This is a genomic window from Streptomyces sp. NPDC001858 (assembly GCF_053594615.1).
Genome location: NZ_JBSFEV010000037.1, coordinates 23917 through 44575 on the forward strand (window position 1 = coordinate 23917; position 20659 = coordinate 44575).

Annotated in this window: 12 protein-coding genes; 5 read left to right on the forward strand and 7 right to left on the reverse strand. The window is 72.2% G+C overall.

Going from position 1 to position 20659, the window contains the following annotated elements:
* Positions 1–38: 38 nt before the first annotated feature.
* The 3 genes from ACWCPF_RS36055 to ACWCPF_RS36065 form a co-directional block, all read right to left on the reverse strand.
* On the reverse strand, positions 39–1616 hold the full coding sequence (locus ACWCPF_RS36055) for a hypothetical protein (protein ID WP_451049331.1): 1578 nt from the start codon (positions 1614–1616) through the stop codon (positions 39–41).
* 83 nt (positions 1617–1699) lie between these two features.
* Positions 1700–6889, reverse strand: coding sequence for a family 43 glycosylhydrolase (locus tag ACWCPF_RS36060; RefSeq protein WP_451049332.1), 5190 nt, complete (start codon positions 6887–6889; stop codon positions 1700–1702).
* A gap of 139 nt (positions 6890–7028) precedes the next feature.
* Entirely contained in the window at positions 7029–8186 is a 1158-nt protein-coding gene (locus tag ACWCPF_RS36065) for a helix-turn-helix domain-containing protein (RefSeq protein ID WP_451049333.1), read from the reverse strand.
* A gap of 285 nt (positions 8187–8471) precedes the next feature.
* On the opposite strand from ACWCPF_RS36065, the gene ACWCPF_RS36070 reads away from it, so the two are divergent.
* Positions 8472–10253, forward strand: coding sequence for an FAD-binding dehydrogenase (locus ACWCPF_RS36070; protein ID WP_451049334.1), 1782 nt, complete (start codon positions 8472–8474; stop codon positions 10251–10253).
* Positions 10254–10394: 141 nt separating this feature from the next.
* Positions 10395–13769: a pyruvate carboxylase gene (locus ACWCPF_RS36075; protein ID WP_451049335.1), complete on the forward strand. Its 3375-nt coding sequence runs from the start codon at positions 10395–10397 to the stop codon at positions 13767–13769.
* 18 nt (positions 13770–13787) lie between these two features.
* Here the strand turns inward: ACWCPF_RS36075 and ACWCPF_RS36080 are convergent, their stop codons facing one another.
* Complete coding sequence (locus ACWCPF_RS36080; RefSeq protein ID WP_451049336.1) at positions 13788–14759, reverse strand: STM4015 family protein; 972 nt, start codon at positions 14757–14759, stop codon at positions 13788–13790.
* Between the two features lie 245 nt (positions 14760–15004).
* On the opposite strand from ACWCPF_RS36080, the gene ACWCPF_RS36085 reads away from it, so the two are divergent.
* Entirely contained in the window at positions 15005–16159 is a 1155-nt protein-coding gene (locus tag ACWCPF_RS36085; RefSeq protein WP_451049337.1) for a M23 family metallopeptidase, read from the forward strand.
* Between the two features lie 31 nt (positions 16160–16190).
* Here ACWCPF_RS36085 and ACWCPF_RS36090 read toward each other — a convergent pair whose 3' ends face one another.
* Positions 16191–17117, reverse strand: coding sequence for a GNAT family N-acetyltransferase (locus ACWCPF_RS36090; protein ID WP_451049338.1), 927 nt, complete (start codon positions 17115–17117; stop codon positions 16191–16193).
* A 178-nt stretch (positions 17118–17295) separates the two neighbouring features.
* Here ACWCPF_RS36090 and ACWCPF_RS36095 point away from each other — a divergent pair, with 178 nt between their 5' ends.
* Positions 17296–18018, forward strand: coding sequence for an FAD binding domain-containing protein (locus ACWCPF_RS36095; protein WP_451049339.1), 723 nt, complete (start codon positions 17296–17298; stop codon positions 18016–18018).
* Positions 18019–18030: 12 nt separating this feature from the next.
* Here the strand turns inward: ACWCPF_RS36095 and ACWCPF_RS36100 are convergent, their stop codons facing one another.
* Together ACWCPF_RS36100 and ACWCPF_RS36105 are read right to left on the reverse strand one after the other, a co-directional pair.
* Positions 18031–19074 (reverse strand): DUF6745 domain-containing protein, encoded by a 1044-nt coding sequence (locus tag ACWCPF_RS36100; protein ID WP_451049381.1) that lies wholly within the window; start codon positions 19072–19074, stop codon positions 18031–18033.
* 121 nt (positions 19075–19195) lie between these two features.
* Complete coding sequence (locus tag ACWCPF_RS36105; protein ID WP_451049340.1) at positions 19196–19522, reverse strand: hypothetical protein; 327 nt, start codon at positions 19520–19522, stop codon at positions 19196–19198.
* A gap of 173 nt (positions 19523–19695) precedes the next feature.
* Between ACWCPF_RS36105 and ACWCPF_RS36110 the strand changes: the two genes are divergently transcribed.
* Positions 19696–20652, forward strand: a complete 957-nt coding sequence (locus ACWCPF_RS36110) for an STM4015 family protein (protein ID WP_451049341.1) — start codon at positions 19696–19698, stop codon at positions 20650–20652.
* Positions 20653–20659 lie beyond the last annotated feature (7 nt).

Sequence of the window (20659 nt, forward strand, 5' to 3'; positions counted from 1 at the left end):
TGGAACGACGGCACAGCGCGGCACTTTCAGCGGAGCGCTTACTCGCCGTCGGCTGACCCGGTGCAGGCGCTCGCCAGAGCGCGGATCGTCGGTGCGGGCAACGCCGGGTTGGCGGCGGCGTGGTGGACCAGCTCCTCGTCGTCGAGGAGCTCCGCCAGCCGGGACTGCGGCAGGTTCGGGTGGCGTGCGAACGCCGCCCGGACGGCGGCGTCGGGGTCCCGGGTGAGCCGCGCCACGGCGGCCGGCGGGACCTCGGGGTCGCGGGCGGCCAGCGCCCGGACGGCGGGATCCTCGTCGTCGGCGTGAGCGGCCAGTCGGTCGGTGGGGAAGTCCGGGCGGGTGAGGAGGCGGTCGCGCTCGTCGCCGGTGTACTCGAGGAAGCTGCGCAGCAGCAGGGCCGGCGGGGCGTCCGGGTGGTTGAGGGCCAGCAGGACGCGCACGCCCAGGTCCTCGTCGACGGCCAGCCGGGCCACCAGGTCGGCCGGCAGGGTGTGCACCCGCGCGGCGTTGCGGCGCAGCAGCGGGTGACCGGACAGCGCGTCCCGGCGGACGGCCTCGGGGTCCGGGGGCGTCAACGGTTCGGGATGGACATGGAAGCACCCGTCCGAGGGGACCGTGTAGTCGATTCCGGCCCGCTCCTCCTCGCTCCACGCGGGGTGCACGGAGACGGCCAGCCGCACGTCCGGGTCGGGATCCGTGGCGAGGGCCCGCCGCTCGGCGAGCCCGAGGTCCGGGTGGCGCGCGACCGCCCTGCGTATGTCCGGCACGGGGTCGGCGGCGAGGGCGCCGCGCTCGGCGGGGCCGAGGTCGACGCGGCCGGCAATCCTCGTACGGACCTCCGGGTCCGGATCGGCGCTCAGGAGTCGCACCACGTCGGGCGGCAGGGTCGGGTTCCGGGCGATCAACCACCGGTCCTGCGGGCCGGCCGGCGCGGTGAGGACCCCGTCCACGACCGCCCTGCTGAGGGCCCCGTACATCAGGAGGTGGGTGCGGCCGTGACACGGATGGTCGGGCAGGGTGCTCTCGACCCACACCGGGTCCTCGCGGAGCAGATGCTGCTGGGCGCTGGACCGGACCTCGTCGTCGGGGTCCGTCAGCAGCGCGGCCTGTGTCTCGGCGGGCAGCCAGGTCCACTCCCAGCCGACGCCCCAGGCGCGGACCTTCGGATCGGGATGCGTGTGCATGGACCGGCGCAGCCCGGCCGAGATCTGCCGGTGGAAGGAACTGTCGAGGTACTCCTGCTCATAGTTGTTGATCATGTGCACGATGGCGTCGTCGGGCAGTGGCGGCCCGTCGTGGAACAGCCCGGGTCCCTGGGCGAGGTGGGCGCGGACGAACCAGTGCGGATCGTCCAGGAGCCGTGCCCGCTGGGCCGGATCGGCCTGGGGATTGCGGGCGAAGAAGCTGCGGGTGCGATGGTCGGGGTGCGCGATCACGGCGTCGACGACCGCCGGCGGCAGGATCCGGTCCCGGCACAGCACCATCCGTACGGCGAGCGGGGCCTCGGCCAGCAGGCGCAGCAGGACCTCCTGCGGGGTGGCGGGATTCAGCGCCAGCCCGGCGAGCCGCCGGGTGGGCAGATCGGCGTCCTGCCAGATGTCGTCAGGTGTCTGCACGTCTCGAACCCCCAGGGAAAACACCACGGAATGGGCCCCTGCCGTAAGACAGGGGCCCATGACCTTAGCCGTTCACCGCTGCCCTACCGGCGTCGGACTCCGACCGTGACGGTGCCGCGGACGATCGCCGTGCCGCTGTCGTGGACGACCTGGCCGCCGGACGTCTTCCAGATCTTGATGCGGAAGGTGTCCGGGCCGTCCGTCGCCGTGATCCGGAAGCTGTAGCCGCTCTTGCCGTTCACCGTGCCGGAGCCCTGGAGAACGGCCCGGGAGCCGGAGACCACGAGCCAGTCGACCTTGGCGGACCGGAACTTCAGCTGGGCAGGACGGAGGTCGAAGGCGACCGCCCCGGCCGGGGCGGAGCCCCCGGGGAGGTAGCCGACGGCGACGGAGAAGAACGCCTTGCCGACGGTTCCCGCGCCCACCGCCGGGCCGGCCGCCCGGTCGTACACGATCGCCTCGGGCAGCGTCGTGCTGTGCGCGCCGCCGTCGTCGTCGGTGACGGTGATCACCGGTTGACGGATGCCCGCCGAGGTGTAGACGTGCTCCGCACGGCAGCCGGACGCGGTGACCTTGCCGGCGGCCGGCTTGCCGCCGTCCTTCCAGTCGACCGTGCAGGTGTGGCTGTCACCGGCGCCCGGGTCGGTGAACCGGGCGGTGACGACCGCGGGACGGCCGACCGAGAGCGGGGTCGCCGGGCCGGTGGCGGAGGTGATCGAGGGCGCCGCGTTCGTCACGGTGACCACGGCCGTGTCGGTGCTGCGGCCGCCGGTCAGAGTGAGGGTGTGGGCGCCGTCGTCGGTGCAGGTGACCGTGGTCCGGGCGGCAGCGGCGTCCGCGACGGTGCACGGCGCGCCCTTCTCGGCCGTCCACTTCGCAGGGCCCGCCCCGGAGACCGTGCCGTTCAGCGTGATCGCGGAGCCCTCGACGCCCTGGGCGTCCGGACCGGCGTGGACGACGGTGACGGGGTCGATGCCGGTGAGCGTCGGCACGACCTTCTCGATCAGGCCGTCGGCGTCGAACTCCAGTTTGTCGACGGTGGTCTCGCGGTGCATGCCGTCACCGCCGGGGATGGCGAACCGGTGGTAGGCGATGTACCAGTCGTCGGTCCCCGGGACCTGGATGACCGAGTGATGGCCGGGGCCCTTGATGCCCAGCGAGAGGTCCTTCTCCAGGATCACTCCGCGCTTGGTCCACGGACCGGTCGGGGAGGACCCGGTGGCGTAGGCGACCCGGTAGTTCTCGTCCCGGGTGTCGTTCTCCGACCACATGAAGTAGTACGTGCCCTGGCGCTTCACGACGAACGTGCCCTCGTTGTAGCCGCTCGGGGTGATGTCGGTGACCTTCGAGGCGTCGAAGGAGACCATGTCGTCGTCGAGCGGGACCACATAGGCGCGGCCGTTGCCCCAGTACAGGTAGGTCCGGCCGTCGTCGTCGGTGAAGACCGCCGGGTCGATCATCTGGCCGGTGAAGTCGCCCGCCTTCAGCAGCGGCTTGCCCAGGGCGTCCGTGAAGGGGCCGGTCGGGGAGTCGGAGACCGCGACGCCGATGTTGGCGTCGGCGCAGAAGTAGAAGTAGTACTTACCGTCCTTCTCGGCCATCGTCGGCGCCCACGCCCTGCTGTCCGCCCAGCTCACGTCGGGCCCCAGGTCGAGGATGACGCCGTGGTCCGTCCAGTGCACCAGGTCCGTCGACGAGTAGGCCTTGAACTGTGTGCCGCTCCAGCCCTCGAAGCCGTCGGTCGTCGGGTACATGTAGAAGGTGTCGCCGAAGCGGACGATGTTCGGGTCGGCGTTGAGCCCAGGCAGGACCGGGCTCTTCATGACCAGCGCCGACACGGTCCAGGTGCGCTTCTTGCCGTCGGAGCCGGTCACCTCGTACGTCACCGGCTCGGTGAAGTCGTGGACGCTGCCGGAGGCGGGGCTGATGGCCGCGCCGTGGGCGAGGGCGAACTCCGGGGCCAGCGCGGTGAGATCGCTGCCTTCCTTGAGCGGCAGGGTGATCCTGCTGCCGGCGTTGTCGACGATCGCGTCGACCTTCAGCGCGGGGTGGGTGGCCCTGGCGATGCCCGCGGTGTTGCCGCTGAGCTCCATGACCTCCGCCGCCGACAGGGCGCGGCCGTAGATGCGGAAGTCGTCGACCTCGCCGCCGAAGTACGGGTCGGCCGCGTACAGGGACCTGCCGAGGTAGCCGCTGTAGTCCTTGTCCGCGTCGTACAGCTCGGACGGCTTGACGGAGGTCGTGGTGCGGGCCGCCTCGATGCCCTCGACGTAGAGGACCATCGTGCCGGTCGTGCCGTCGAGGGTCACCGTGACGTGCCGCCACTGGCCGGGCGTGAGCTGCGAGCCGGCCGTCAGCTTCGACTCCGCCGACCAACTGGCCTTCGTGATCGCCGAGTACAGGCTGGAACCGCCGTTGGAAGGCGTCGCGAACAGGTACTTGTCGCTGTCGGGGCCGAGCCCGAACAGCCACTGGAAGCTGCTGCCGCCCTTCCACTTGGCGTACGTCGACACCGTCACGCTGTCGGCGTTCTTCAGCACGCCGTTCGGGATCTTCACGTACGGCGAGTCGCTCGCGCCGGACATGCGGAACGAGCCGCCGTCCACGCCGGTGCCGAAGGCGGGCGTGCGGACGTAGGTGCCGTGGTAGCCGTGGCCGCTGGAGTCCTGGGCGATGCTGCCGGACGTTTCGTCGAAGCCGTAGTGCAGCAGCAGGTCGGCGGGGACCTCGGCGCCCTCCGTGGAGACCGTCACCTCGGCCCGCACCGGCAGCGCGGCGCCGTCCGGCAGCGCGCCGGTCACGGTGAACGTGCCGGCCTGCGCGTAGTCGGACGCCGGAACCTCGGCCCAGTCCACCGCCACCGGGCGCTCGACGCCGTCGGCGTAGGTGGCGATCACGGTCGCGGGCAGCACCGGGGCCTCGCCGATCCGGGTCTTCACCGCGATGTCCTCGACGGACTCGACGAGCTGGTCCGGCTGGTAGGCGCGCAGCAGCCGGTCGTACTCGGCCTGGGTGACCGGCAGGACGGTGCCGTGGCGGGGCCTGGCCGGCAGGTCGTAGTCGGCGACCGGGGTCCAGACGCCCGACGCGAGGTCCGTCGTCTCGAACGGGAGGTAGCCGCGACCGCCGAACTCGTCGAGGAACGCGTACCACTTCTCCTCGGTGTTGGACTTGAACACCAGCGGGCCCTCGGCCGCGCTCATCGCGCCCTTGCCGATGCCCTCGGCGACCGCGTCCCAGGACAGGTTCCGCAGCGAGTCGCTCTTCTCCTCGAAGATGAACTTGCTGTTGGGGGTGGAGGAGGAATTGTTCCGCTCGTCCTTGGAGAGGCGGTAGTACGCGCCGTCGTGCTGGATCACCGTGGAGTCGATGACCGAGTAGCCGCGGTCGACCCACACCTTCGGCTCGCTGAAGGTGTGGAAGTCACGGGTCGTGGCGTACATCATCCGGTTGTAGGTGTCGCCGGAGTGCGCCTCGTTGTCGTACAGCTTCGACGCCCAGAACACCACGTACTCGCCGAGCGTGGAGTCGTAGTACGCCTCCGGCGCCCAGGTGTTGCCGGCGCTGTCGGGGGAGACCCTCACCAGCCGCTGGTCGGTCCAGTGGACGAGGTCGGTGGACTCCCACACCATGATGGACTTGCTGCCGGTGCGCTGGGAGGCGTCCCAGTCGCCGTTGCCGTAGATCCTCAGGTCGGTGGCGATCTGGTAGAACTTGTCGCCCTCGGGGGAGCGGATGATGAACGGGTCGCGCAGGCCCTGCTCGCCGAGCGTGGAGGTCAGGACGGGCTCGCCGTCGTTCAGCTCCCGCCACTTCAGCGGGTCGTCGCCCTTGCTGAGCGCGGCGTACAGCTGCTCGCCGTTCGCCGTGCCCTCGCCGGTGAAGTAGCTGAACATATAGCCCTTGAGGGCTTCGTGCGCGGGGAGTTCGGGGACCTTCGCGGTGAACACGCGGGTCGCCTGCGCCGTGCCCTTGGCGACGGTCGCGGTCAGTTCGACCGTGGTCGCCCCGGCGCCGTGCGCCGGGCGGTGGACCACACCGTCGGCGGAGACGACGTCGGGCCGCGCGGAGGACCAGGTGACGGCCGTGCTGTAGGAACCGGTCGCCGGGAGCGCGAGGTTGCCGCGTACGTCGTCGACGTTGTGGACGATGAGCGCCTCGGCGGCCTGCGCGGCGGCGGTGGCGTCGTCGAACGCGGCGAGGACCGTGACGTCGAAGGCGCGGGTGGCGGTGACCGTGCCCTTCTTCAGGGTCGCGGTGAGCGTGGCGTGGCCGTCCGGCTCGCCGGCGGCCGGGCGGGTCACCTTGCCGGCGTCGGTCACCAGATCGGGGTCGTCGCTGGCCCAGCTGATCGTGGAGCCGCCCGCCGGGCCGGTCTTCGGCAGGGTCAGGTCGGCCGTGACGGCGCCGGTGTCGCCGAGGCTCAGCGCGGCCCTGTCGTCCTCGACGCCCTGGGTGGCCACGGGGAGGGCGAGCCGCTCGACCTCGGCGGCGTCCAGCGCACGGTCGTAGATCCGGAAGTCGCGCATGCTGCCCTTGAACAACTTGTCGCTCGTGTACACCGACCTGCCCAGGTAGTTGGCGGTCGTCGTGCCCGCGCCGATCGCGCCCGGCGTGATGGTGACGGCCGTGTTGCGGGCGACCTCCACGCCGTCCTCGTACAGCACGCCGGTGCTGCCGGTCTGGGTGTAGGTGAGGTGCTTCCACACGGAGCGGGTCAGGTTGTGGGAGTCGGCGGGCCTGGTGGTCTGCTCCGTCGACCAGTTGCCGGTGGCGATCGAGGTCCGGTAGGAGTTGCCGGTCGTGAACAGGTAGCCGTTGCCGGTGCCGCCGCTGGTGTTGCCGAAGCCGTAGAGGAAGTAGGGGGTGGTCTGGGCGGCGTCGAGCTTCACGTCCAGCGCGACGCTGATCGAACTCAGGCCCTTCAGCACGTCGTTGGGTGCCTTGACGTAGGTGTCGGAGCCGTTGAAGGCGAGACCCTGGCCGCCCGTCGACCAGTCGGCGGCGCCGTTGAGCGTGCCGTCCAGGCCGTGGCCGGAGGAGTCGGGCACCGTCGTGCCGGACGCGCCGTCGAGCTTGTACCAGAGGGCGAGGCCGTCGGTGACGTCCGCACTCGCTGCCGTGCCCCCGGCCGTGCTCCCGGCCGCGCTTTCCGTCGCCTGGACGGGAGTCGTGGCCCCGGCGAGGCCCACGAGGAGTGAAACGGCGGTCAGTGCGGCCAGTCGTCCCGCCCCGCGTCTCGCGCGGCCGCGGAGTCGTTCCCTGTGCGTCATATGAGCCTGCCGTTTCAGCCGTGTGACGTGATGTTGCGAGAGTGTCAACGGTCTGCAGGGTCACGTCAATAGATCTCGAACAATGTCCGACAGGTCGAACATCGCCGATGCGGGGCGGGTATGGGCCGAGGGGCACCGCTCAGTGGCGCGTCGATGGTCCCGGGAAGTCCAGCCATGAGGTGAGCGCCCACCACCAGTGGAGCCCGTCCATCGGGCCCAGCGCGCCGTCGGCGAGGGGCGCGGAGGTGATCTGCCGCAGTCGGCCGAGCCGGTAGCGGACGGTGTTGGGATGGGTGAACAGGGCTGCGGCCGTCTGGTCCAGGCGACGCCCGTTGTCGAGGAACGCCAGTGCGGTGAGGGCGAGTTGGCGATGGAACTCGTTCGCCGGATCGAGCTCCCCGAGCAACCGGCTGCTCAACAGCGAGCCCAGCAACGGCTGTTCGGCGAGCGCGAGCCGGGCCGCGAAGTCGGTGACGTCGTACAGGCCGCGCAGGCCCTGCTCCCGGCCGAGCTCCACCGCCCGCACGCACAGCCGGTAACGCGCGGGCAGTTCGGACAGCGCCGCGGCCGGCGCGACCACGACGAGGGCGTCCGGAGCGATCTCGTCGGCGCCGGGCGGCCGTGGACACAGCCCGGCCAGCTGTCCGTCGACCGTCCCCGTGACCACGTGCGCCGAGCGCAGCGAGCGGCGACGGGCCGGGACCGCGGCGAGACAGTGGTAGCGGCCCGTGGCGTCCGCGCGGATGCCCGCCTGCGCCAACTCCTGGGCGTGCGGGGTCACTTCGCCCAGCAGGATCCTGCGCAGCAGGCGGGTGCGCAGCGCGCCCATCGCGCGCGGGGCCTCGTGCTCGGCCGCGCGATAGCCGTGCACCACATGCCGTTCCACCGCGTTGCCGTACTCCTGCAGCCGCAGCACCACCGACAGCAGCACCCGGTCCGGCACCCCCGCGCCGCGGCAGCGGTCCACCGCGATCTCCGCCGCGCGCCCCAGCGCCGCCTGCACCCCGCGCAGCACCGAGGTCATCGCGACCCCCTGGACGGCGCGGTCGGCGCCCAGCAGCAGCGCGGCGGTGAAGTCCTGTTCCTCGACCGCGCCCGGCCGCTCCAGCGCGGTGAACCAGGGTCCGGCCGCCCGGACCATCGCCGTCACATGCGAACGGGTCGCCTCCTCGGCGAGCCGGGACAGCTCGGGGGACTGGCTGCGGGCGGCCTCGACGAGTTCGCCGCAGACCTCGGGATCGTCGGCCATGCCCCGCAGGACGGCCGCGATCTGCTCCGGGCCGTGAACGACGGTCATGGTCCCCTTCCCGCCCGGCCGCTGTCTCCGGGCCACAAGCAAACGGTGGCCGTGTTGGCCGCCGTGCACTATCGCACTGCTGTGACGACCTGATTTCCTGTGGGCTACCGACGGTAACAGTGCCTCTGTCGCAGGAACAGCCCTGCGTCACGCGCCCATGTACCGCCCAAGCCTTGGTCAAGCACCACCCAAGCATCACCCGAAGCACCACCCAAGCATCACCCAAAGCACCGCCCATGCACCGTGCAAGCACCGCCCCTTGCAACTTCCCCAGGAGGGCCGCTCATGGACATCCCCGCAGCCGCAGCCATCACCCGCCGCCGCGCCCTGACCGTGGCCGGTGGGGTCGTCGCGGGCGCGACCCTCGCGGCCCAGGCCTTCCCGGCCTACGGCGCCGCGCAGGACGCCGACGCGATCGTGGTCGGCCACGGACTCGCCGGACTCGTCGCGACCGCCGAACTCGCCGCCGCAGGCCGCAAGGTGCTGCTCCTCGACCAGGAACCCGAGGCGAGCATCGGCGGCCAGGCCTTCTGGTCCTTCGGCGGTCTCTTCTTCGTCAACTCCGACGAACAGCGGCTCATGGGCGTGAAGGACACCTACGACCTGGCCTGGCAGGACTGGCAGGGCACGGCCGGCTTCGACCGGGGCGTCGACGACCCCAAGGGCCAGGACTACTGGGCGGCCCAATGGGCCAAGTCCTACGTCGAGTTCGCGTCCGGCGAGAAGCGGTCCTGGCTGGCCGGGCTCGGCGTGCAGTGGTTCCCGATCGTCGGCTGGGCCGAGCGCGGCGGCGGCCTCGCCACCGGCCACGGCAACTCGGTGCCGCGCTTCCACGTCACCTGGGGGACCGGGCCGGCCGTGGTCGAGCCGTTCGAGAAGAAGGTGCGGGCCGCGGTCGAGGACAACAAGGTGATCTTCAAGTTCCGTCACCGCGTCGACGAGGTCGTCACCACCAACGGAGTCGTCACCGGCGTGCGCGGGGCCGTCCTGGAGCCCAGCAGCGTGGCCCGCGGCAAGCCCAGCTCCCGCACGGTCGTCGGCCAGTTCGAACTGCGCGCCCCGGTCGTCGTCGTCACCTCCGGCGGCATCGGCGCCAACCACGACCTGGTACGGCAGAACTGGCCGGCCCGGATGGGCACCGCGCCGAAGTTCATGGTCACCGGCGTCCCCGCACACGTCGACGGCCGGATGCTCGCCATCACCGAGAAGGCGGGCGGCCGCATCGTCAACTCCGACCGCATGTGGCACTACACCGAGGGCCTGCGCAACTACGACCCGATCTGGCCCGGACACGGCATCCGCATCCTGCCCGGCCCGTCCTCGATGTGGTTCGACGCCAAGGGCAAGCGGTTCGAGACCCCCGACATCCCGGGCTACGACACCCTGCACACCCTCAAGACGATCACCGACTCCGGCTACGACTACTCCTGGTTCGTCACCACCCAGAAGATCATCGCCAAGGAGTTCGCGCTCTCCGGCTCCGAACAGAACCCGGACCTCACCAACAAGAACATCTGGCAGCTGCTGTCCCGCATCTGGCAGACCCCGGAGCCGATCGAGAAGTTCAAGAACAAGGGCGCGGACTTCGTCGTCGCCACGACCCTCACCGACCTCGTCGCCGGCATGAACAAGCTCACCGGCGACAACCTGATCCAGCTCGCCGACCTCAAACGGCAGATCGAGGCCCGCGACCGCGAGATCGACAACAGCTACACCAAGGACGTCCAGGTCATGGGCATCCGCAACGCCCTGAACTACACCGGCGACTCGCTCAGCCGCACCGCGTCGATCCACCGGATCCTCGACTCCAGCGCCGGACCGCTGATCGCCGTACGCCTCAACGTCCTCACCCGCAAGACCCTCGGCGGCCTCCAGACCGACCTCTCCGGGCGGGTCCTGAACGCCGCCGGGAACCCCGTGCCCGGCCTGTACGCGGCCGGAGAGGTCGCCGGCTTCGGCGGCGGCGGAGTCCACGGCTACCGCTCCCTGGAAGGCACCTTCCTCGGCGGCTGCCTGTACTCCGGACGCCAGGCCGGACGCGCCGCCGCGGCCGCCACGGCGACCTGATCGGGCGTCGGGCGGTCGTCGAATGTAGTCGATCACGGTCCGAACGAGCGAGACATGCGGTGAGTGGCCGGACTCACATGGCCAAGCCGGTCACTCACCGCCACGATGGGTCCCGTCACCGTCAGGCTGAAGGGGTCCAGGATGTTCCGCAAGGTGCTGGTCGCCAACCGCGGCGAGATCGCGATCCGTGCATTCCGCGCCGGCTACGAGCTGGGCGCGCGCACGGTCGCCGTCTTCCCGCACGAGGACCGCAACTCGCTGCACCGGCAGAAAGCCGACGAGGCCTACGAGATCGGCGAACCCGGGCATCCCGTGCGCGCCTACCTCTCCGTGGACGAGATCGTCGGCGCCGCGCGCCGCGCGGGCGCCGACGCCGTCTACCCGGGCTACGGGTTCCTCTCCGAGAACCCCGAACTCGCGCGGGCGTGCGAAGAGGCCGGCATCACGTTCGTCGGACCCGACGCCCGCACCCTCGAACTGACCGGCAACAAGGCGAGCGCGGTGGCCGCGGCCCGCGCCGCGGGCGTGCCCGTGCTCGGCTCCTCCGCCCCCTCCAACGACGTCGACGAACTCGTCCGGGCCGCCGAGGAGATCGGCTTCCCCGTGTTCGTGAAGGCGGTCGCCGGCGGCGGCGGGCGCGGCATGCGCCGCGTCGAGGACCCGGCCGTCCTGCGCGAGTCCATCGAGGCCGCCTCCCGCGAGGCCGCCTCCGCCTTCGGCGACCCCACCGTCTTCCTGGAGAAGGCCGTCGTCGACCCCCGCCACATCGAGGTGCAGATCCTCGCCGACGGCGAGGGCAACGTCATCCACCTCTTCGAACGGGACTGCTCGGTCCAGCGCCGGCACCAGAAGGTCATCGAGCTGGCCCCCGCGCCCAACCTCGACCCCGAACTGCGGAGCCGGATCTGCGCCGACGCCGTCCGCTTCGCCCGCGAGATCGGCTACCGCAACGCCGGCACCGTCGAGTTCCTCCTCGACCCCGCCGGCCACCACGTCTTCATCGAGATGAACCCGCGCATCCAGGTCGAGCACACGGTGACCGAGGAGGTCACCGACGTCGACCTGGTCCAGGCCCAGCTGCGCATCGCCGCCGGCGAGACCCTCGCCGACCTCGGCCTCTCACAGGAGACCGTGAAGCTGCACGGCGCGGCCCTGCAGTGCCGGATCACCACCGAGGACCCCGCCAACGGCTTCCGCCCGGACACCGGCCGCATCAGCGCCTACCGCTCGCCCGGCGGCTCCGGCATCCGCCTCGACGGCGGCACCACCCACGCCGGTACCGAGATCAGCGCGCACTTCGACTCCATGCTGGTCAAGCTGACCTGCCGGGGCCGCGACTTCCCGACCGCGATCGGCCGCGCCCGGCGCGCCGTGGCCGAGTTCCGCATCCGCGGCGTGGCCACCAACATCCCGTTCCTCCAGGCCGTCCTGGACGACGCCGACTTCCAGGCCGGCCGCGTCACCACGTCGTTCATCGAACAGCGGCCGCAGCTGCTCACCGCCCGCACCTCCGCCGACCGCGGCACCAAGCTGCTGACCTACCTCGCCGACGTCACCGTCAACAAGCCGCACGGCGAGCGGCCCGTGCTGATCGACCCGACCGCCAAGCTGCCGGCGCTGCCCGCCGGCGAGCCGCCCGCCGGCTCCCGCCAGCGCCTGGTCCACCTAGGCCCCGAGGGCTTCGCCCGCTGGCTGCGCGAGTCGCCGACCATCGGCGTCACCGACACCACCTTCCGCGACGCCCACCAGTCCCTGCTCGCCACCCGGGTCCGCACCAAGGACCTGCTGGCCTCCGCCCCGCTGGTCGCCCGGACCCTGCCGGGCCTGCTCTCCCTGGAGTGCTGGGGCGGCGCCACCTACGACGTCGCCCTGCGCTTCCTCGCCGAAGACCCGTGGGAACGCCTCGCCGCCCTGCGCGAGGCCGTGCCCAACATCTGCCTCCAGATGCTGCTGCGCGGCCGCAACACCGTCGGGTACACCCCCTACCCGACCGAGGTCACCGACGCCTTCGTGCAGGAGGCCGCCGCCACCGGCATCGACGTCTTCCGCATCTTCGACGCGCTCAACGACGTCGGCCAGATGCGGCCCGCCATCGACGCCGTCCGCGAGACCGGGACGGCCGTCGCCGAGGTCGCCCTCTGCTACACCTCCGACCTGTCCGACCCGAACGAGCGCCTCTACACCCTCGACTACTACCTGCGGCTGGCCGAGCAGATCGTCGAGGCGGGCGCCCACGTCCTGGCCGTCAAGGACATGGCCGGCCTGCTGCGCGCCCCGGCCGCCGCCAAGCTCGTCTCCGCGCTGCGCCGCGAGTTCGAGCTGCCCGTGCACCTGCACACCCATGACACCGCGGGCGGCCAGCTCGCCACCTACCTGGCCGCGATCCAGGCCGGTGCGGACGCCGTCGACGGCGCCGTGGCCTCCATGGCCGGGACCACCTCGCAGCCCTCCCTGTCGGCGATCGTCGCCGCGACCGACCACTCCGAGCGGCCCACCGGGCTCGACCTCCAGGCCGTCGGGGACCTGGAGCCCTACTGGGAGGGCGTCCGCAAGATCTACGCCCCCTTCGAGGCGGGCCTCGCCTCCCCGACCGGGCGCGTCTACCACCACGAGATCCCCGGCGGACAGCTCTCCAACCTGCGCACCCAGGCCGTCGCGCTCGGCCTCGGCGACCGCTTCGAGGACATCGAGGCGATGTACGCCGCCGCCGACCGCATCCTCGGCCACCTCGTCAAGGTCACCCCCTCGTCCAAGGTGGTCGGCGACCTCGCCCTGCACCTGGTCGGCGCCGGCGTCTCCCCGCAGGACTTCGAGGCGACCCCCGACCGCTACGACATCCCCGACTCCGTCATCGGCTTCCTGCGCGGCGAGCTCGGCACCCCGCCCGGCGGCTGGCCCGAGCCGTTCCGCAGCAAGGCGCTGCAGGGCCGCGCCGAGGCCAAGCCCGTGCAGGAACTCACCACCGAGGACCGCGAGGGCCTGGAGAAGAGCCGCCGCAGCACCCTCAACCGGCTGCTCTTCCCCGGCCCGACGCGTGACTTCGAGACCCACCGCCAGGCCTTCGGCGACACCAGCGTCCTCGACAGCAAGGACTTCTTCTACGGCCTGCGCCCGGGCAAGGAGTACGCCGTCGACCTCGACCCGGGCGTGCGGCTGCTGATCGAGCTCCAGGCCGTCGGCGAGGCCGACGAACGCGGCATGCGCACCGTCATGTCGTCCCTGAACGGCCAACTGCGGCCCATCCAGGTCCGCGACCAGGCGGCGGCCTCCGACGTCCCCGTGACCGAGAAGGCCGACCGGAGCAACCCCGGGCATGTCGCCGCGCCCTTCGCGGGCGTCGTCACCCTGGCGGTCGCCGAGGGCGACACGGTGGAGGCCGGCGCGACGGTCGCCACCATCGAGGCGATGAAGATGGAGGCCACGATCACCGCCCCGAACGCCGGAACGGTGTCGCGGCTGGCCATCAACCGGATCCAGCAGGTGGAGGGCGGCGACCTGCTCGTCGTCGTGGGGTGAGACCGCGGTCGCCGGCGGTCACTCGCCGGCGACCACGTACCGCGTGCCGTCCTCCTCCGGACGCTCCTGCTCGGAGAGGTCGACCCGCACCCCGTGGGGCTCCAGGGCCTGCCGCACCCGCTCCATCATGGCGTCCGACAGATAGTGGTGCGTCAGGTCCAACTCCTCGAGGTGGAGCAGGGGCTGACCGCTCAGGAGGGCCTCGGCGCCGGCGTCGCCGAGCGTCCCGCGGCCCAGGTGCAGCGCCGTGAGCCGGGCGACGACCGGCGCCGAGGCCACGGCGGCGGCTATCTCGTCCTGGATGTCGGCGTTCTGCAGGCCCAGCCGGCGCAGCGCGGGGAACCGGGAGCCGTCCAGGATCGGCGCGAGGTCGGCGACGGTCGTGGAGCGGCCGTACCACTCCTCTCCCAGCCAGATGTCCAGGTGCTCCAGCGCGGGCAGCTCGGAGGCGGCGAGCCCGTGCACCACATGGGCGGGCAGCCCGCCGTTCTCGAAGCGCAGGATGCGCAGGCCGTCATGGCGCAGGGGCTTGAACTCGAGCCCCGTGCCGCCGCCGAAGCCGTTGCCCGAACCGCGCACGCCGAGTTCCTCCAGCTTCGGGAACGGGGCGAGGAACTGGCTGACGTCGTCCTGGACGATCCAGGAGAGCTCGGACTCCTCGAATTCGAGATCGGCGAGGTACAGCGCCCGAAGACCGGTGAGCCGGTCCGCCGCCGCGGCGAGCCGCTCGGCGGCCTCGCGCGGGTCGGCGGCGTCGTTCTCGGTGCCGTAGGCCCCTGCCCCGAGGACCAGGGCCCGTACGCCCGCCGGGTCCACGGTCTTCAGGAACCGGTCCCAGCACTCGGCGTAGTCGTCCTCGTCCCCGACCCCCTCGTGCCAGGAGATCTTCCAGGCGACGGAGTCCGCCGCCGGCAGGTCCGGGGCGTGGCCGGGCAGCGGGAAGTCGTGGACCGGCAGACCGTGCAGTTCCGATATGTGACTCAGGGTCAAGGCAGGAGCCTTCCGTGCGGTGCGGCGGCCGGCGACGACTGATCCGGCCCGTGCGCCGCCTGTTCTATCAAGCCCCTCCGACAGCCCAGGGCCCCTGACGGACGGCCGGCGGTCAGGTCTGCCCCTGCGGACAGCGGGTCTGCCCCCGCGTCCGGTGACGTGCGCCGGGCGGCGGACTAACGTCCGGCCGTGAACAACAGCACTTTCCCGGACCGGCTCGTGACGGACCGTCCGGAGTTCTCCGCGTGAGCGACGAACATGCCGTCGAGACCCGCACGGCCACCGACGAACCGGCGACTCCGCCCCCGCCGCCCCCGCCGTCTCCCCGGCCTTCCGCCCCGCCCCCGCGTCGACGCGGACCCGGCGCCTTCACCCTGATGGTGCTGCCGGGCCTGCTGACGCTGTCGGTGGTGGCCGGATTCCTCGCCCTCACCGGCGGCCTGCCCACGGACTGGGTGCAGGACGAAGGCCCGCAGCAGTCCGCCGCGAACGGCGTAGACAAGGCGTACGGGCCCTGGCTGCGCAAGGCGGCCGAGGCCTGCACGGTCGTCACCCCGTCCCTCCTCGCCGCCCAGATCGACCAGCTCTCCGGCTGGGACAACGGCTCCGCCACCACCACGGCCACCGCCGCCGCCACTGCCTCCCGGCAGCAGGGCATCGCCGCCTATACGGACGCCGAATGGCGGACCTGGGGCAAGGACGACGACGGCAACGGCAGCTCCTCGCCGCTCGATCAGGCCGACGCGATCATGGCGCTGGGCCGGCAGGACTGCTCCCTCGCCGAGAAGATCACCGACCTCAGGACCGACGGGACCGTCTCCGGCGAACTCGTGGATCTGACCCTCGCCGCCTACGCGGTCGGCACGGACGCGGTCGCCGGGGCAGGGAAGGTGCCCGCCGAGGCACAGACCTACCTCGCCGAGGTCAAGGCCCTGTTCGCACGGTACGAGGAGTTCGACCGGGACGACTCCGCCGGCGACGCGCCCGCGAACGCGATCCTGGCCGCGCCCGTCACCGCCCTCACCATCACCTCCCCGTTCGGTTCCCGCCAGCACCCCCTCACCGGCGTGACCAAGCTCCACACCGGCGTGGACTTCGGCGCTCCCCAGGGCGCCCAGGTCTCGTCGGCGCGCGAGGGCACGGTCGTCTTCGCGGCCATGACCAGGGCGTACGGCAACCGCATCGTCGTCGACCACGGCGCGATCGACGGCAAGCCGCTGCAGACGACGTACAGCCATCTGTCCGCCATCGAGGTCGCCGTCGGACAGCGGGTGCAGACCGGCGCCCCGATCGGCCGGGTCGGCTCCACCGGCCTGTCCACCGGCCCGCACCTCCACTTCGAGGTGGTCTACGACGGCTACTACGCCGACCCGCAGCCCTGGCTGGCCTCGAACGGCTGAGCGCGGCGGCCGGACAGACCCGGGGGGTGGTTCAGCGCAGGACCGCCTCCCAGGTGTCCACGGCGAAGTGGACGGTCATCCCGTTGCGTGCGTACAGCCGCGGAGCACCGGTGGTGTTGGCGGTGTCCACGCCCAACCCCACCGTGTCCCGGCCCCGGGCGGCGAACGCGGCGAAGGCGTGCCCCAGCAGGAGCCCGGCCAGCCCGCGGCCGCGGGCTCCTGGCACGACGCCGATGTTGCGGATCCACCCCATGGCCTCCCGGTCGTCGCGGGCCAGCAGGAACCCCGCGTCCCCGAGGTCGTCCGTGGCGACGATCCACACCAGCGACCAGTCCAGCCCCTCGGCGTCGATGTCGCCCAGCCACTGCCGGTACGCGCGGGGCTGGAAGTCGTAGTGCTCCGCGAAAGTGGCCTGGTGGAGCTCGTGGACGCGGACCCGGTCCGCCTCGGTGGCGCAGGGCCGCAGCCGCACCCCCGCGGGCGGCTGCGGGGCGCGGTCGGTCGCCGCGTCCACGGTACGGCGCAGCACATGATGGCGGCGGACCGCGGACCAGCCGCGCTCGCGCAGCAGCGCGGTGTCCAGCGTCGGCCGCACGTTCAGATGCAGATGCACCACCGCGCGCCCGGCGCCGTTCTCCCGTGCCTTGCCCAGCGCCCTGGCCTCCATCGCCTCCAGGACGAGCTTCCCGGCCTCCTGGTGAGCGGGCAGCACATAGTGGTCGACGTCGATCCGCTCGCCCGCCGACTCGTCCCACAGCAGCCCGTAGACCACCAGCCGGTCCCCGTCGAAGGCGAGCCACGAGTCCTGCGCGAGATCGGTGTCCGCGCGCTTCAGATCCGCCTCGACCACGTGCAGATCCGTCTCGGGACGGCCGATCTCCAGCACGTCGATCTCGTTGAGCAGGTCGGTGACGGCGGGCGCGTCGGAGAGCGCGGCGGGACGCAAGAGGTAGGACATGGTGCCCAGGGTCCGGGCGGACGGGACCGGCCGCAACGCAATTCGACGTTGCGAGAGATGCAGCCATGAGCCCTGTATGCGCCCCCGCACGCCTGGGCAGAATCCATTCTGCCAATGATCATGCGGGTGAGTGACAGGCTCCTCCCCACGAACTACCCGGGAAGGCAGGTTGGTTGTCGTGCAGTTGCGTCTTCCCTCCTCCATAGCCGAAGCACAGCGGTGTCTGGCCGAGGGAGCGGTACCGATAGGCGGCGCCACGCTGGTATGGGCCGGCTGGCAGCGGGACGGCTTCCCCGAGCAGGCCGTCTCCCTGCGCGACCTGCCGGAAGCGGGCGTGGTCGGCCCCGAGGAACTCGGGGGCGCCGTGCTGCTGCACCGCGTCGATACGACCGTGCCCGAGGTGCTGCACCGGGCGGCCTCCGGCGTGGGCACGGGCGCGGTGCGCCGGGCGGCCACGGTCGGCGGCAACATCGTCGGCAGCACCCTGCGCTGCATGCTCCCGGCGGCCCTCGTCCTCGACGCCCGGGCGACCGTACTGGACCCCGACGGCGTCTACGACACCGACCTGAGCGAGCTGTTGGCGAAGCGCCATGTGCTGCTCGCTCTGCGCTGGCGTACGCCCCTGGCCAGCGGCTACCGCAAGGTGGAGGGCGAGGCGGGCGGCCCGCCGCCCCTGGTCGTCGCCGCCGCGGTGCACGCCGAGGGCGACGGCCCCGGCACGGTCAGGGTGGCCGTACGCGACGGGTACGAGGTGACCAGCGAGAGCGTGCCCTACGACAGCGATGCCGAGCAGGTGCTCGACGAGCTGGCCGGCACCGACCTGGACGGCCTGCGGCCCGCCGACTGGGCGGCGGTCACCGAGCAGGTCGAGGACGTGCTGGCCCGCGCCGCCCAGGCCTGAGAGCCGCCCGTCTCACGTCTCCCGCACGGGCGCGTACACGTCGGGGTCGAGTCCGAACGTCCAGGCGACGCCCTCTCTCGCCGTCCGGGTCGCCGGCGGTACCCGCAGCCAGTACGTGCGACGGGTCCCGTCCGGCTCCGGCGTGGAGTTGAGGACCTCCACCATGACGACGGGCTCGTCGTCCGCAAGGTCGATCCGCCACAGCGTGCCCGACTCGTCGCGGTGGACGTGACGCGCGCCGGAGTCCGCCAGATAGCGGTCGTAGCCGTAGTACTCCAGCATGACCCGGCGTAGTTCGGCGTTCTCCTCGGACCGGATCCGGTCCGGGACGAGCGTCGGCAACTCGGCGAGGAAGTCGGCCGGCACCGGCATCCCGCGCCAGGCGTACAGGGCGAAACCGTCGGGGTAGGCCAGCGCCGGGCCGTCTCCGTGGTCCAGCCGGCCCGCCTCGTCGCGGTGCAGGGCGACGGGCCGTTCGCACACCACCGCCACGCGGGCGAACGGCCACCACCAGCCGGCGTTGCGGCTGACCGCGGCCAGCCCTTCGAGCGGGCCGCGGTCGGTCGGGAACGCGGCGAGCCACGGCGCGTCGTGCTGGCCGAGCACGGCGTCCAGCAGGATCAGCCGGACCTGCGTGGCCTCCTTCCCGGTGTCCGCGCCGACCAGCTCCTCCAGCACCCCGGCCCGGATCCGGTCGACGAGCGCCTGTGTGGACTCCCACAGGCCGCCGCCCGTGGCAGCCCAGTGCGCGGCCCAGCCCGCCGGGCCCAACTCCGTGTGCAGCCGCTGCCGTTCACGGGCCCAGGGAACGCTGCGCACGGCCTCCCGCACACTCGCGCCCTTGTCCGCCAGGTCCCGGACCAGCGTGACGGCCTCGCGCGGCGAACCGGCCCACACCACCAGCTCCGGCTCGGCGAGGCCGGCCTGCCGGTAGGCCCGGCGCACGCCCTCCTCGGCGGCCGCGCGGTCGGCGGGCCCGGTCGCCGCGGCACAGGCCCGCCAGTCGCGCACATCGTCGGAGGAGGTGCCCGCCACCACTGCCACCGCTGCCTCCATCGCCACCGCTGCCTCCTCTGCCACCGTCGCTTCCACTGCTGCCGCTGCCTCCAGTGCCTGCGCTGCCTGCACGGCCTCAGGAATCTCCGTGGTCGTCATCCGTCCGTCCCCCACCCGCTGTTCAGTCCGCCACGATCCGCACGGATCCGGGCACGTACTCCCGCTGCCGGATCACCCGGAACCACCCCTTCGGCAATGCGATCGCCGCATGCTCCTCATGGACCACCCGGCCGCCCTGCGGCAGATGCAGCAGCAGCGGACCGAACGGCCCGGGCTCGCGCACCAGATCACCCGGGCCCACCACCGCGTGGGCGTGTCCCGTCACCTCGCCCAGGGCCAGCACGAGCCGGCCCCGCGCATCCCGCCGCTCCCGCGGCGCGACCGCCACCTGCGGCGGCACCGCCTCCTCGGCGACGGGCACGATCAACACGTCTCCCTGCCGGTACATGGCACTCCCCTCCCGCCGGGTGCACAGCGCACCGGCCTCAGAACCACGACCGTACGGGCCGCCACTGACAACGCCCCCGAACCCGAGGCCCCGCCGAGGGGCGTTGTCAGTGCCTGTTGGTAGAACTGCGAACACATCACGACCGCACGCCTTTTCCTCCCAGGAGCAGCCCCATGACCATCGGTGACCACCTCGACGCGCTGTACGGGCTGCCCGCGTACACGTTCCCCGGCATCAAGCACCAGCCGCGCCCCGTCGAACCGGACGCCGTCGCCTGGCGCATCTCCGGCGCGGCCTACGACGCCGAGGAGAAGTGGACGGACGTGTTCGCCCGCTTCTGCGCCGCCGTCGACACCACCCGGGTGAAAGCCCTGATCGTCGGGGCCTGGGAGGACGCCTACGAGGAGGACCCCTCCGAGATCATCGAGGCGCTGACGGCGGCCCGGGACCGCCTCCCCGCCCTGCGGGCCCTGTTCCTCGGGGACATGGTCGGGGAGGAGTGCGAGATCTCCTGGATCAACCAGACCGACGTCACCCCCCTCCTGGCCGCGTTCCCCGCGCTGGAGGAGTTCGGCGTGCGCGGCGGGACCGGGCTCGGTCTCACCGCGCTGAGCCACGGCGCGCTGCGCAGCCTCGTGGTGGAGACGGGCGGGCTGCCCGCGGAGGTGGTGCGCGGAGTCGGCGGCAGCGACCTGCCCGCCCTGGTCCGCCTCGACCTGTGGCTGGGCACCCCTCAGTACGGCGGCGACAGCGAGCCGGCCGACCTGGAGCCGATCCTGTCCGGCGCCCGGCTGCCGAGCCTGCGTCACCTGGCCCTGCGCAACAGCGAAATGCAGGACGCGGTGGCCGCCGCGGTCGCCGCCGCCCCCGTCGTGGCCCGGCTGGAGACGCTGGACCTCTCCATGGGCGTCCTGACCGACGAGGGCGCGGCGGCCCTGCTCGGCGGCCAGCCGCTCAGCCACCTCGCGAAGCTCGACCTGCACCACCACTACCTGAGCGAACCGCTCATGCAGCGGATCCGGCAGACCCTGGAGCCGGCCGGCGTCGAAGTGGACCTCGACCGCGGCGACGCCGAAGAGGACGCGGAAGACGACGGCACGGTCTGGCGCTACGTGGCCGTGGGGGAGTGAGCAGCAC

Coding starts and splice junctions, on each gene's coding strand:
- ACWCPF_RS36065 (WP_451049333.1), bottom strand. CDS start 8,186: ATGACCGTCGTTCACGGCCCGGAGCAGATCGCGGCCGTCCTGCGGGGC.
- ACWCPF_RS36105 (WP_451049340.1), bottom strand. CDS start 19,522: ATGTACCGGCAGGGAGACGTGTTGATCGTGCCCGTCGCCGAGGAGGCG.
- ACWCPF_RS36110 (WP_451049341.1), top strand. CDS start 19,696: ATGACCATCGGTGACCACCTCGACGCGCTGTACGGGCTGCCCGCGTAC.
- ACWCPF_RS36060 (WP_451049332.1), bottom strand. CDS start 6,889: ATGACGCACAGGGAACGACTCCGCGGCCGCGCGAGACGCGGGGCGGGA.
- ACWCPF_RS36070 (WP_451049334.1), top strand. CDS start 8,472: ATGGACATCCCCGCAGCCGCAGCCATCACCCGCCGCCGCGCCCTGACC.
- ACWCPF_RS36090 (WP_451049338.1), bottom strand. CDS start 17,117: ATGTCCTACCTCTTGCGTCCCGCCGCGCTCTCCGACGCGCCCGCCGTC.
- ACWCPF_RS36075 (WP_451049335.1), top strand. CDS start 10,395: ATGTTCCGCAAGGTGCTGGTCGCCAACCGCGGCGAGATCGCGATCCGT.
- ACWCPF_RS36100 (WP_451049381.1), bottom strand. CDS start 19,074: ATGGAGGCAGCGGTGGCAGTGGTGGCGGGCACCTCCTCCGACGATGTG.